Annotated in this window: 11 protein-coding genes; 6 read left to right on the plus strand and 5 right to left on the minus strand. The window is 47.4% G+C overall.

Annotation, left to right across the window (positions count from 1 at the left end; genetic code table 11):
- Window positions 1-34 precede the first annotated feature (34 nt).
- From OCV37_RS11925 to OCV37_RS11945, 5 genes are all read right to left on the minus strand, one after another.
- On the minus strand, window positions 35-1,069 hold the full coding sequence (locus OCV37_RS11925) for a WD40/YVTN/BNR-like repeat-containing protein (RefSeq protein WP_038183211.1): 1,035 nt from the start codon (window positions 1,067-1,069) through the stop codon (window positions 35-37).
- Between the two features lie 8 nt (window positions 1,070-1,077).
- Window positions 1,078-1,872 (minus strand): SDR family NAD(P)-dependent oxidoreductase, encoded by a 795-nt coding sequence (locus OCV37_RS11930; protein ID WP_038183209.1) that lies wholly within the window; start codon window positions 1,870-1,872, stop codon window positions 1,078-1,080.
- 20 nt (window positions 1,873-1,892) lie between these two features.
- Window positions 1,893-3,377 carry an aldehyde dehydrogenase family protein gene (locus OCV37_RS11935; protein ID WP_261888089.1) on the minus strand — a complete coding sequence of 495 codons (1,485 nt, stop codon included), beginning with the start codon at window positions 3,375-3,377 and terminating at the stop codon, window positions 1,893-1,895.
- A gap of 17 nt (window positions 3,378-3,394) precedes the next feature.
- Window positions 3,395-4,936, minus strand: coding sequence for an acetolactate synthase large subunit (locus OCV37_RS11940; protein WP_038183203.1), 1,542 nt, complete (start codon window positions 4,934-4,936; stop codon window positions 3,395-3,397).
- A 233-nt stretch (window positions 4,937-5,169) separates the two neighbouring features.
- Window positions 5,170-6,582, minus strand: a complete 1,413-nt coding sequence (locus tag OCV37_RS11945) for an aldehyde dehydrogenase family protein (protein ID WP_038183200.1) — start codon at window positions 6,580-6,582, stop codon at window positions 5,170-5,172.
- Window positions 6,583-7,002: 420 nt separating this feature from the next.
- Here OCV37_RS11945 and OCV37_RS11950 point away from each other — a divergent pair, with 420 nt between their 5' ends.
- From OCV37_RS11950 to OCV37_RS11975, 6 genes are all read left to right on the plus strand, one after another.
- Window positions 7,003-7,764, plus strand: coding sequence for an IclR family transcriptional regulator (locus OCV37_RS11950; protein WP_038183197.1), 762 nt, complete (start codon window positions 7,003-7,005; stop codon window positions 7,762-7,764).
- Window positions 7,765-8,082: 318 nt separating this feature from the next.
- Complete coding sequence (locus OCV37_RS11955) at window positions 8,083-9,222, plus strand: tyramine oxidase subunit B (RefSeq protein ID WP_038183194.1); 1,140 nt, start codon at window positions 8,083-8,085, stop codon at window positions 9,220-9,222.
- 42 nt (window positions 9,223-9,264) lie between these two features.
- A complete protein-coding gene (locus tag OCV37_RS11960) occupies window positions 9,265-9,687 on the plus strand; it encodes a Rid family hydrolase (RefSeq protein WP_038183191.1) in 423 nt (140 codons plus the stop codon).
- 63 nt (window positions 9,688-9,750) lie between these two features.
- Window positions 9,751-11,043, plus strand: a complete 1,293-nt coding sequence (locus tag OCV37_RS11965; RefSeq protein WP_038183189.1) for an NAD(P)/FAD-dependent oxidoreductase — start codon at window positions 9,751-9,753, stop codon at window positions 11,041-11,043.
- Between the two features lie 642 nt (window positions 11,044-11,685).
- The gene (locus OCV37_RS11970; protein ID WP_038183185.1) at window positions 11,686-13,110 is read left to right on the plus strand and encodes an APC family permease; all 1,425 of its coding nucleotides are present in this window, start codon (window positions 11,686-11,688) and stop codon (window positions 13,108-13,110) included.
- 193 nt (window positions 13,111-13,303) lie between these two features.
- Complete coding sequence (locus OCV37_RS11975) at window positions 13,304-13,831, plus strand: cytochrome b (protein WP_169739374.1); 528 nt, start codon at window positions 13,304-13,306, stop codon at window positions 13,829-13,831.
- Window positions 13,832-13,842 lie beyond the last annotated feature (11 nt).

Raw genomic sequence — 13,842 nt, forward strand, 5'->3', positions numbered from 1 at the left:
GTGATCACACGTCACGCTGTGTTGCGATCACCGACTATTTTTTGATTACAGAGGCATGAGCGGCCTCAATGACAGCTTCTGCGGGTGTCCAGAGAACATCAGAAATTTCACTGAACTCACGCCATTCTTTTTTCCAGGATAACCCGGCTTTCTCACTGGTAAACAAATGTCCGTATTTTGTCCCGGCAACCATTTGCTCAGGATTTGCAGGGTTGATATGAATTCCCCACACACACGAATTAGGTTGCAGTGGCAACGGCAACAATTGCCATGTTGCTGCGGCATCGTGAGAAACATAAACTTGGCTGGTCGTGCCCGGCGTTCCGTCGGATACACTTAAATAAATGGTACTTTCTGTCCCCATTGGCACCGCGGTGGCCCGGGCGTAATACAAACCAAAGGCTTCTTTGGCGATCACACCTTCCCAAGTTTCACCATCATCAAAGCTACGATAGACAGCATTGACACAAACAGCGACCACAACCTTTTTACCATGATTGGGCAGGACTTGAATCGTATGGATGTCGGAATTAAAGTCCCATAGCAAACGGTCATCAATCCGTTCCCATGAATCACCACCATCATCACTCCTAAACAAACCCCCTTCCTCTAAACCAAACCAGACCTTATTCGAATCGGTCGGATCAAAGGCAAAAGCCAATAAACGCGGTTTACTCACCCCAGCGCAAAACTCAGGAATCTCAACCGGTGCTCGCTCCCAGGTTTCGCCTGCATCTTTCGTGCGCCATAGCACCGCCCGGGAGGGCGCGCCGGTGCCGACAAAAATGCGCTGTGGGTTCTGCGGGTCAACCGCAACTTTCCAGACGGTTTCACCATTAAAAGGAGAATCGATCCGTGTCCATTTGGTCCCCGCATCTTGACTGACACACAGGCCGGTATCTGTCCCGATATATAAGGTACTTGGATTGGTCGGATCCACATCCAGAGAACGCGTGATCGCATCAAATTCGATGTCCTGACCCAGACCAAGACGATGCCATGTTTGCCCGTTATCCGAACTTTTCACCACACCCTGACCAACAGTCGATACTAAAATTGTGCCGCTCATACTGCCTCCTATAGGAAAATACCGCGTGTTAACCCACCATCAATACCAATTGACTCACCCGTTACAGCACCAGCTTTCGGTGAGGCTAAAAAGCCAATCAAATAGGCAATTTCAACCGGCGCTAAAGTCCGACGAATCGGAGTGACATCAATGTAACCCTGCTCAACTTCTTGCGGCGTTTTGTTTTGGAGCTTTCCTTCACGCTCGTACAACTCTTGAATATGTGGGGTATCGACCACGCCCGGATGAATAATGTTGCAGGTAATGCCGTGTGGACCGAGTTGATCCGAGAGGTTTTTGGTCATATGGACAATCGCCAGATTCCGCATACCGGACATCACTTTACTGCTACGACCGGTTAGGCCGCCGATATTGATGATGCGACCAAAGCCTTGTTTCTTCATATGAGCGGTAACGGCTTTGGCACAACGGAAATAGCCAATCACTTTGGTATCTAAATCGCCCAGCAATTCGTGGTCATTGGCAAACTCAATCGAATTACGCACCACGCCTGAAGGCGCCGCCGCACCATTGACTAAAATATCCACCCGGCCAAATTCTTTCACCGCGACAGCCACCATCGTTTCAACCGAGTCCATATCGGTGGTATCACACTGCACAGGCAAGACACGCCGCCCCGTCGCTTCGGCAATTTCAGCGGCGGTTTTTTCCAGTACAGACATGGTGCGCGAACAGATCACCACATCACAGCCTTCTTCTGCTAAGAATCTGGCAACATCTTTGCCGATTCCCATCCCACCGCCGGTGACAATAGCGACTTTATCTTTAATTTCTAAATCCATAATCAATACCCTGCTCTCTGTTACCCTAAATTGACGAAAACGCTTTTGGTTTCGGTATAGGCATCAATGACATTTTTGCCCATTTCACGCCCCCATCCCGATTGCTTGTAGCCACCAAATGGCGACGCAGGATCCACCACATTCCAGCAGTTAATCCATACAGAACCCGCTTTGATACGGCTGGCAATGGTATGCGCCTGAGTCAGATCATTGGTCCACAGCCCGGCGGCCAGACCATAAGGTGTATCATTGGCGCGATGCACCAATTCATCCACATCGGACCAACTCATGACCGTGACCACCGGGCCGAAAATTTCTTCACGGGCAATCCGGGCCTGTTCCTGTTTATCCAGAAAAACCGTCGGTGACATAAAGTAACCATCGCCCAACTCGCTGGGTTTATGCCCGCCGCAAATCAGCTCCGCCCCTTCAGATACCGCACTGTCGACGTAACCTTTGACGACATTAAATTGCGCCGCTGAGACCAAAGGCCCCATCGTGGTCCGTTCATTTAACCCCGGTCCCACCACGTGGGCAGCCGCATGTTTGCGTAATTCCTCAAGGGTTTGATCGAGTACACTTTCATGAACATAAAGACGAGAGGCAGCAGTACAGACTTGGCCCTGATTATAAAAAATACCGTCAGCAGCCCCTTTTGCCGCTTTGATAATATCGGCATCAGGCAGAATGATATTGGGTGACTTGCCACCCAGTTCGAGAGACACTTTTTTCATATTACTGACCGCACTTTGCGCAATCAGACGACCGACACCGGTCGAACCGGTAAAGGCGATTTTGTCGACTCCGGGATGCGCAGCCAGCGGTGCACCGGCCCCTTCGCCAAAGCCCGTGATGACATTCACCACCCCACGCGGAATACCGGCTTTTTCAATTAAATAAGCCAAACGCAACGCCGATAGTGGTGTTTGTTCCGCCGGTTTCAACACCGAAGTACATCCGGTTGCCAGCGCCGGACCCAGTTTCCATGCACACATCGACAGCGGAAAATTCCAAGGCACGATCAGGGCACAAACACCCACCGGCTCTTTGACCGTATAGTTGAGCATGCGCTCGCCGGTGCGAGGTGAGACCGGAATCGTGCTGCCTTCAATTTTGGAAGGCCAACCGGCAAAGTAACGAATAATGCTCGCGGTAATGACTACCTCACCGTTTTTGGCATTGCTATAGGGTTTGCCATTTTCCAGTGAAATGATTTGCCCAAGGTTTTCCGCATCGGCTTCGATTAAATCGGCTAAGTGCAGCATGAGTTTGGTGCGTTGAGCCGGTGATACACGCTGCCACTCACCTTCTAAAGCTTGACGGGCAGCATGAACGGCGTGATCCACATCAACTTCAGTGGCTTTAGCGACACTGGCAATGGTGTGAGTCGTTGCAGGATCTTCAACGTTAAAATATTCGCCGGTGGTCGGCTCAACCCACTCCCCGCCGATAAATAAACGTTTTTGTTCGGCAAGAAAGCCTTGAACTTCTGGAAACAGTGGCATGGTAGTCATCATCAACCTCACAAAGACATTTCGATTAAGCGTGGGGCTTTTGCGTCACACGCCGCTTTAAATTCACGCATCAGTTCTGCGTTATTCGTGACACAGACGGAATCCACGCCGTAAGCCTTTGCCAAGGCCTGCCAATCGACGCGAGGTCTGTCCAACTCGGTTAAGGCCAGAGAATTGGCACCAAACTCGGTGACGCCATAACGACGCAGTTCATTTTGCAAAATGTTGTATTTATGATTCGCGGCGATCAGAATCACCACAGGCAGGTTTTCGCGGGCGATACTCCATAAGGCTTGAATGGTGTACTGAGCACTGCCATCCGACTGCAAACACACCACAGTATTCCCCGGCTCGGCCAATGCCGCCCCAAAGCCTGCCGGAATGCCTTGCCCAATCGCACCACCGGTGTTGGTAAGGACGCGATGGCGTGGCGCCAAAGCTGATTCTGTGAAAAACGGGTAACCGCAGGTGCCCCCTTCAACCGAGACGATACAGTTATCCGGTAAGGTGCAGGAGAGGATTTTGCCGATAGACTGCGGGGTCAAAGCCTCATTAGCAGCAGGCAACTCAATCGTGCCAACCAGATCTTGATGCGCCGGTGCATTAAGCAATTCGGCAAGTGCTTCCAGCGCACCGGAAACATCGTCCCCCACATCAGCCAGCGTCACTAAACGATCTGTTTCAGCTAAACGGGATGGCATCCCCTCGTAACCGAAATAGGCAATGGGCTCAACCACACCCGCGCAAACCACTTGATCATATTGCTCTAACTCAGCAATCGCTTTTTCGGGGAAATAAGGCAGCCGATCCAAATCTGGCAACCCCCCACCCCGGTGAGAAATCCGCGGAAAGGTCTCGGCAAACATCTTCATACCGGGTAACTGACCGATACGGCCTGCCGCCTTAAGCCCTCTTTCATCTAAACCGTTATCACCGACAATAAAGACCAAACGCTTGCCCGCCTTAATACGTTCAGCCACGGCTTCAACATAATCGGCTTTAAAATGACGTTTTGGTGGCAAGATTGATACTTTCGGTATATCTCCGGATAACGCTTTGGCCTGTAAATCCATCGGTAATACCAGCGTCGAAATTGCCCCACAAGGCTGCCAGGCTGCGCGCATCGCTGCCCCAAAATCTTCCACGATTCGATCCACAGATTTTGAGGTGCGGAAAAATGCAGAAACCGGACGCGCCAGAGATTCAATATCACTTGCCAGCGGTGGATCATAATTCACATGCCATGAAGCATGATCCCCCACCAAGTTAACAATCGGACTGTTCGCACGGCGTGCGTTGTGCAAATTGGCAATCCCGTTGGCAAAACCAGGCCCTAAATGGGTCAGCGTCAATGCCGGACGACCAGAGACCCGGCCATAACCATCCGCTGCACCAGTACAGACACCTTCGAACATGCTGAGAACAGGGCGAAATTTTGGCTCACTGTCCATCGCCGCTACAAACGGCATTTCTGTGGTTCCTGGATTTGCGAAACAGTACTCAACACCGGAGTCGACTGCCGCTTTAACAATTGCTTCTGCACCATTCATACGAGAACCTCTTTATTTAACTTATTCTCACATTATGCGAAACAACTATAAACTGTCAATGTTAAAAACGATTTAAAACGAATAAAAATGAACTAATATAAGATTTTTGTGATGATTTTCGTCTTTTTGCTGATTATTCTTTTGTAATTCTCAAAATACGAAAAACATAAAAAAACAGCGTGAGCAGATAAACTGCTGACGCTGTCAAACAGGAAAGGAATGGCTCAAAACACTTATTTATTAATATGGACAACCTGCAGAGCGGTAAACTCCAGTAACCCTTCTTCACCAAACTCCACACCGAAACCGGACATCTTACAGCCCCCCATCGGGATGTTAGGCTGAATCTTCGCATGAGTATTGACAAATGTGGTCCCGCACTCCAGACGAGCCGCCAATACTGTGGCCTCCGCCGTATCCGGCCCCCACACCGAGCCATCCAGACCGACATCCACCCCATTCGCCATCTCGATTGCTTTATCAACATCTGAGAATTTGATAATCGGCAGTGCCGGACCGAACTGTTCTTCCTGAACCAACAGGGCCTCGTTAGCAATATCAGCAACAAGCGTCGGCGGATAAAAATAACCCACACCTTCAAGAGGCTGCCCACCCGTTAATATCGTTGCGCCGCCTTTACGGGCATCCTCTACCAAATCGATAATAATTTGCAGTTGGTCTTTATTTTGTACCGGACCAAAGTTCACCCCGTCGTCCATCCCGTTACCAACCACTTGCTCATTGGCAATGGCAACCAAAGCCGCACACATATCGTCATAGACAGACTCATGTACATAGAGACGTTTAATCGCGCCACAGGTTTGCCCCATGTTTAAGAAAGCAGCCGCAAAAATATCCGGTGCCACTTTCGCGACATCAGTGCCCTTTAACACAATCGCCGCATCATTACCGCCCAGCTCAAGGGTCAAACGCTTCAGGTTATCCGCCGCATTGCGCATCACAGACTGACCCGTTTCCGTTGAACCGGTAAATACGACCTTACTAATCTGAGGATGTGCGGTCATGCCACTGCCAATCCCACTTTCACCCGTAATAATGTTAATGACCCCTTTCGGAACATGATTATTGATAATTTCTACCAATTTAATCGTACTGAGAGGCGTTAAACCAGAAGGCTTATTGATGACCGTATTCCCCGCTCGCAGGGCAGGAATAATATGCCAGATAGCAATCATTAAAGGCCAGTTCCAAGGCGTTATAGAAGCCACCACACCAAGGGGTTTATGATGGATCTCGATGCGTTTGGTCTCGGTCTCTTCTGCTACTTCTACCGGAATGTCTTGCGAAGCAGCAAAACGTAACCAAGCAATACCCGCTTCCACTTCCCCCATAGCAAGTGCTAAAGGTTTACCCTGCTCTGCAACGATCAACTCAGCGACTTCACGAGCACGTTGTTCTAATTCATCGCCAGCCTTATTTAAACAGCGCTTACGCTCTTCATGACTGGACACAGACCAGCGCTTGAATGCCGCTTGGGCTGCCTTGACGGCATCTTCTAATTGGGATTTATCCCCATTTGCACACGTTGCGACAACATCAAATGTGGCTGGGTTAATTACATTGAAAGGCGCATGATTCCCTTCAACCCACTCCCCATTAATCAGACATTTAAAATGACGACTCATTGCTAACCTCCACCGGCTTGCGATACCGGGAACACTACTGCGGTATGACACAGATAATAGATTGAACCAAACAGCGCCATCAGCATATGGATATCAACGTCACTGATTTCGCCAAGACATAGCACTAAAAACACAATGTAAGATTTATTGCACACAAAAATGCCTGTGTAAACGAAATTTTTACATTTTTTCTCAAATTAAGAAACAAACCTAACAAAAATAGAGAAAAGCCCTGCAATTATCTCTGGTTATTATCCAGAATATGAGAATAACGTCATTTTTCAGTAGCAAATAAAATGCTATATTGGCACGATAATAAAAGAGCAAAAGTCTCACTATATAAAAAAACAAGATAGATATTAGTGAAATAACGTATTCAAACATATAATCTAAACACTTATCGATCACGAAGAGGTTTACGTGTCCAGTCTCAATAAAATGTTAAACGTCCTCAATATTTTTGGGCCAGGTTCTCTCGTCATCAATGTGGATGACATTGCAAAACAGTTGTCTCTTTCCCGTGCAACCGCCTATCGCTATGTCCGGGAACTGTGTGATGCCGGCTTATTAACCCGTATTGAGACAAGCTACACGCTTGGCCCGAGAATCATCGAACTGGATTGGATGATGCGCCAGCATGATCCGCTGATATCCCATGGACGCGAGGTGATGGCTGAGCTCTCGAATAGTACCGGACTCACGGTGTACATGAGTGTGTTTTATGATGGTCATATCATCAATACTCATATCGAATCTGATATTAAAAAGTATGGGTTTACTTTTGGCCGGGGACGTCCTTTGCCTATTTTTAAAGGGGCTCAATCGAAAGTCTTGGTGGCGTTTCAAAAAACCAATCGTCTGAAAAAAATCTATGATGAACAGATCGAGCCGAGTGAAGATTACAATCTCACTTGGAAAGAGTTTAATTCAGAAACAAAAAAAATCCGCAAAGATGGCTTTTGTGTCACGCATGATGAACTCAACCTCGGTCTGACCGGGATTGCCGCACCAATTCTGAACCTTGAAAATGATGATATTATTGGCAGTATCGCTTTTGTCGGTACCACCAGCGCCTTCGAACTCTTCCGCCTCGAGGCAGTCGTTGACCGGCTGCAACAAGCCACGGCTCGCATCGAAAAAGGGGCCTATCTCGATAATGAGCAAGCCGCGGATAAAACGTGAAAAAGGCCGTCAATATACAGCAATAAAAGAAGCAGCAGCGTCAGGCGTAAGCCTCGCTGCTTTTTCTTTTGATTCAATATCTCATCACTGCTGGGTGAGCCTGTTGATCCACAAAAAACATCGCTCACATCAACTCATCTCAAAAACCACACTCTCGCCATTCAGCACAATTTTCATCTCATGACTGCAAGGATAAAAAATAGAAAAATGTTAAAAAAATGATAAAAATCACTTTAAAAAACATTTTTTTATCGTAATGTGAGAATTAAACATAAAAACAGTTCATTAAAATAACAATTGATCCTTTGAGGTGAAACCATGCAAGAGAACACAAAAATCGATTTTATTTACCTTTCTGAGCCAGACATGATTAAAGCTGGTGTCATGGATATGCCTCGTTGTGTAGATACCATGGAAGCAATGTTCGCACTTTTATATAAGGGCGACTACAGAATGGCAGGGGCAAATAGTGACTCACATGGCGCCTTAATTACTTTTCCGGATCAATCGCCTTTTCCAACGATGCCAAAACCGACAGCTGATCGTCGTTTGATGGCCATGCCAGCATACCTTGGCGGTGACTTTCAAACCTCCGGCGTGAAATGGTACGGTTCTAATATTGCCAACCGCGAAAAAGGTCTCCCGCGTTCCATCCTCACACTGATTCTCAATGATATCGATACCGGTGCACCGCTGGCCTTTATGTCCGCCAACCTTTTATCGGCTTACCGTACCGGCGCGATTCCGGGAGTCGGAGCTCGCCACCTAGCCCGTAAAGATTCTAAAGTCATTGGCTTGTTAGGTCCGGGGGTGATGGGGAAAACGACGGTCTCTGCATTTATGGCGACCTGCCCCAATATTGACACGATCAAAATTAAAGGCCGTGGTCAAAAAAGTCTCGATGATTTTATCGGATGGCTAAAAGAAACCTTCCCACAAATTACTAATATTCAGGTCGTTGACAGTATTGAAGCCGTGGTCCGGGGATCGGACCTTGTCACTTACTGTAATTCCGGAGAAACCGGCGATCCATCCACTTATCCCATCGTGAAACGCGAATGGGTCAAACCCGGGGCATTCTTAGCGATGCCAGCGAGCTGTTCTTTAGATGAAGGGATGGAAGGGCCCGAGGTTCGTAAAGTATTAGATAATACCCGTCTGTATGAAGCATGGTATGAAGAATTACCAAAACCCGCCCATAACTGTGTGCCGCTGATTGGCGTGCGGTTTATGGACATGATAGCCGCCGGTCAATTGGATAAAACCGAACTGGAAGACATCGGCAAGATTGTGGCGAACGATGCACCGGGTCGTCACAACGATGAAGAAATCATCATCATGTCGGTCGGTGGGATGCCCGTCGAAGATGTTGCCTGGGCTACGGTCATTTATCGCAATGCCATCGAACAAGGCATTGGCGTAAAACTCAACCTTTGGGATACACCGGTTTTACGCTAAACGTCCCCGAACGACTCCCCACTTATCGATAGGAAAACTCAAATGACCATGATTACCAAGGTAAAAACCGGCTCAAAACTGGAAGAATTAAGCAGTTACTCTCGTCTCGTATGCGTCGATAACTGGATATTTGTTTCCAATACGGCTGGCCGAAACCCTGTTACCCAAGAAATCCCGGAAGATGTCCTTGAACAAACGCACCAAGTGTTCAGCAATGTTGAAGCCGCCCTGAAAAGCGTCGGGGCAAGTCTTGCCGATGTGGTGATGTCGCGAGTGTTCATTCAGGATCCCAAAGATACGCCGGCAGTGATGACGCTCATCGGGGATAAATTCCGTGGTGTCGATCCGGCCACGACAGTGACCTGTCCGCCACTGGGTTCAACCATCTATAAGATGGAGCTAGAAGTCACGGCTTATCGGGGTGCCGCCAACGCGGATGTGAAGACTATTACCATTGCTCAATAGAACGGATTGATAAGGCAGAGCATCACAGGCTCTGCTTTTCGGGCACTTTTCAGGAAATAAATGATGACGAAAACACTTGATGCTATTCATACACAGGATGAACTACCAGAATCCACAACCGTTGTGATTATCGGTGGCGGTATTATCGGTGTCACAGCCGCCTTAACACTGGCGGAAAGAAACATTCCCGTTGTATTAATCGAGAAAGGTCATATCGCCGGAGAGCAATCTTCTCGCAACCTTGGGTGGGTCCGAAAAACCAATCGGCATTTACACGATGTGCCACTGGCGCTCGCCGCCGACAGACTATGGCAAGGTATGCCAGAGAGAATCGGTCAATCTGTCGGCTACAAAGCATCCGGCATTATGTTCTTAGCCAAAACCGAAGCGCAGGTTGCCATGCATGAAGCTTGGTTAAAATCGGTGGAATCGCTGTCTCTGGACTCACACATGCTCAGCAGCCAAGAAATTGAACAACACGTTCCCGGCGGTAAAGGCAACTGGCAAGGTGGCATATATACCCCCTCTGACGGACGGGCTGAACCGTCGATTGCGACTACGGCAATGGCCAGAAAAGCGATTGAGCAAGGCGCAATCATGGTACAAAACTGTGCGGTTCGCACGCTGGCGACAAGCGGCGGAAAAATTAGTGGGGTTGTCACCGAAAAAGGTGAAATCCGTTGTCAGCAAGTTCTTCTGGCCAGTGGCGCGTGGTCGCGACGTTTTCTGGGAAATCATGGTATCTCTCTGCCAACGCTGCCTCTGATTTGTTCTGTCATGCGGACCAAACCGATGGAAGGCCCGACTGACATCGCAGTTGGCGGCCCAGATTTTTCGTTCAGAAAACATAAAGATGGTGGATTCATCATCACCCAGCGTGGTGCCCTAGATGCCCATATTACCTTGGATCATTTACTAATCGGCTGGCGCTACTTCAGTCAACTCCGAACCCAGCGCAGTTTCTTACGCACCTCGTTTGGGAAAGCGTTCTTTGAAGACCTGAAACTTGCTCGTCGCTGGAAGGCTGACAGTCAATCACCTTTTGAACAGATCCGAACCTTAGATCCGAGTGCCAACCCAGCGCTGAATCACGAAGCACTCACTAACTTAAGAAAAGCCTGGCCCATTTTTGAACAAGCTGAAATTGAGGAGTCTTGGGCAGGGGTGATTGATATAACCCCAGATTCGAATCCAATCATCGACAGAATTCCTGCTATCCCCGGTTTAACGATTGCCACAGGATTTTCTGGTCACGGTTTTGGTACGGGGCCAGCAGCAGGACAGCTAGCGGCAGATATTGTCACCGACGCGGCTCCGCTTATTGACCCTAGCCCATACAGATTTGAGCGACTTTAAATTCCCCCAGGAAGTATAAGTCTCCCTTCGCTCACGCCAGTAGCACTTCAGGTATGCTGGCATTTTTATCGATGAGGACCAATCAGCCATTCAACAATGATGTATGACTGATTGGTCCCGATAAACAACGGTTTTGTTATGAATCAATCGGCGGTATGCCTAACTTGTCTACGGCCGCAAGCATTACACCGAGATTGCCCGTCAAGTGACCAAACATAAGCCAATCACGAGTTTTTCTCGAGCGACACCCACCATCAGCCTTCCGCTAATCACCCAAATTCGGACGAAAGCCCATCCATTCCCGATCAGCAAATTTGCTTCACAAAGACGCGAAGTGATTTTTTGGCTCAGTATCTTCTCTCGCAGAACAAACGCTTCTTGCTCGACTATTTATCACATCTTTCTTATCGCATTTTTCTCGAAGAGCTCACTTATTGACTGTTTTATTAAAGATAAATCAAAACAAAAAACCCTTAAAAACAACCACCCAAAAACAACAAAATCTCATTTTATGATATTTTTTTAATTTTTTTGTAGAAAAACGCGCCACCCTCATATAACATCTCCTTAACACATAATTAACGAAGACTTCACCCACTCGTTAAGCAGAAGTAACAATTAAACTCGTTAGGAATCTTTGATATGAAACAGACCACATTAAAAAAAGAGAGCTTAGGACTATGGTCGATAGTATTTTTCGTCATAGCCGCCGCGTCTCCTCTAACCGGTGCGGTGGGTGCATTACCTATTGCTTTTATGGCTGGAAATGGTCCAGGTATTCCCGGAATCTATGTTGTTGCGGGGATTCTGCTGACGTTGTTTAGCTTTGGTTTTATTGCAATGAGCCGTCATGTCGTTAACTCAGGTGCATTTTACTCCTACGTGAGCAAAGGGCTTGGCCCTTCTTCTGGTTTAGCGGCTTTCTTTGTTGCGATTCTGGCCTATCTGTCGATGGTTTTTTCTGTCAGCTCATTATTCGGTTTCTTTGCCAGCATTTTCTTAGCGAGTAATTTTGGTATCGATGTGCCCTGGTGGATGTTGGCTATCGCCAATCAGGTGATCGTGGTATTACTGGGGATTGCTAAAGTAGAAATTGGCGGACGGATTCTTGGGGTTCTCATGCTACTTGAGGTCGCGATTATTCTCTTAGTTGACCTGGTGATCATCAAACAGCCGATTGCCATGGAATTTACCTCTTTCACACCTTCTGTAACATTCAGTGGCAACGCTGGCGTCGGACTTATATTTGCTATCTGTTCTTTTATCGGTTTTGAAGCCTCTGCAATTTATTCGGAAGAGTGCAAAACGCCGGAAAAAACAATTCCCCGGGCTACGCTCGTGGCGGTCGCAATTATCACCATATTCTATGCTTTCACAGCATGGGCCATCGTCCAATACGTGGGCGACACCAAAGTTGGTGAAGTTGCGGCACAAGACCCGGGGATGTTCATTTACAACATTGCAGATCAATTACTGGGCCCTTGGTCGAGTCAAGTCATGTCCGTTTTACTGATCACGAGTCTCTTTGCTGCGACTCAGGCCTTCCACAATACACTTTCACGCTACTTATTCTCTTTAAGCCGTGATGGATTGTGCTGGTCAAAGTTCTCAACATTGCATCCCAAATATCACACGCCGTATGTCGCCAGCCTGATTCAAGGGGTCGCCATCGTCGTTGGTTTGCTAATACTGGTCTCAATGGGCCTTGATCCAATGGCTAATATTTTTGCTTGGGCATCTGCGCTTGGTGCAATCTCCATACTCGCCCTACAGTGTGCGGTTTCATTTGCTGTCGTGGCTTTCTTTATGAGAAATCCGTCGTTACAAGCCTCCCTTTGGAGCCGCTTAATTTCGCCGGCGCTGGCAGCTATCGGCATGGTTCTTTCCTTATATATGGTGATTAATAATCTCGACGTCCTCAGTGGATCGAACTCACCGGTAGTCAGAGCGTTACCTTATTTAGTCGTCGCTTTTGCGGTACTGGGCTTTGTGATCGCCAAGCGATTGCATCAAGCCAATCCGGCTCGCTTTGCCAGCATGACTAAGGTTGTGAATACGTTGAAATAATCCGCAGGCAAAGGAAGAATTATTCGTTCATTCTCAGACTAATTCTCCCCTTGCCTCATATCGTAATACCGTCGTAATACATATATGTCAGACATATAAAAAGCTTGTTTTAAACAGTTAAAAATAACATCCGATTAACTTATGCCTTTATTACTTGTCACTCAGTAATATGGAAATTCCGAGGTACTTCAAATTGAAATACTCTAAATCGATCAGAACAATACATTGGTTAAGCGCGACTATCGTTATAGGTTTACTTGCTTTAGGTATCTATATGACGCCGTATGATGAAGCAAATGCTGCATTTGCAGATAACTTATATTTTTGGCACAAGTCGTTTGGGGTACTATTTTTCATCATTGTGCTGGTGCGTATATTTGTGCGCAGAAGAAGTAAATTACCCCCGTTACCAGATGGCATATCAAAAACGGAGAGAGTGATTGTCAATCTGGCCCATAAATTATTTTACATTTTGATGGTGGCGATTCCCCTGCTGGGATACATCCAATCGAGCTCTTATGAGTATAGTGATGGGGTACATTTCTTCTTTTTTGATTTACCTGAGCTCTTACCAAAGAATCAAGCGGTCTATGAGGTCGCCAACACATTACATAAATGGCTGTCATTTGTATTAATCGGTCTGATTACATTACACATACTTGGCGCGTTACGGCACCGTTTATTCGACAGAAAAAATGATGTCTTAAAGAGAATTTTGTAACGTTTGTTCAA

Origin of the sequence: Vibrio rhizosphaerae (assembly GCF_024347095.1) — a bacterium.
GTDB classification, from domain to species: domain Bacteria; phylum Pseudomonadota; class Gammaproteobacteria; order Enterobacterales; family Vibrionaceae; genus Vibrio; species Vibrio rhizosphaerae.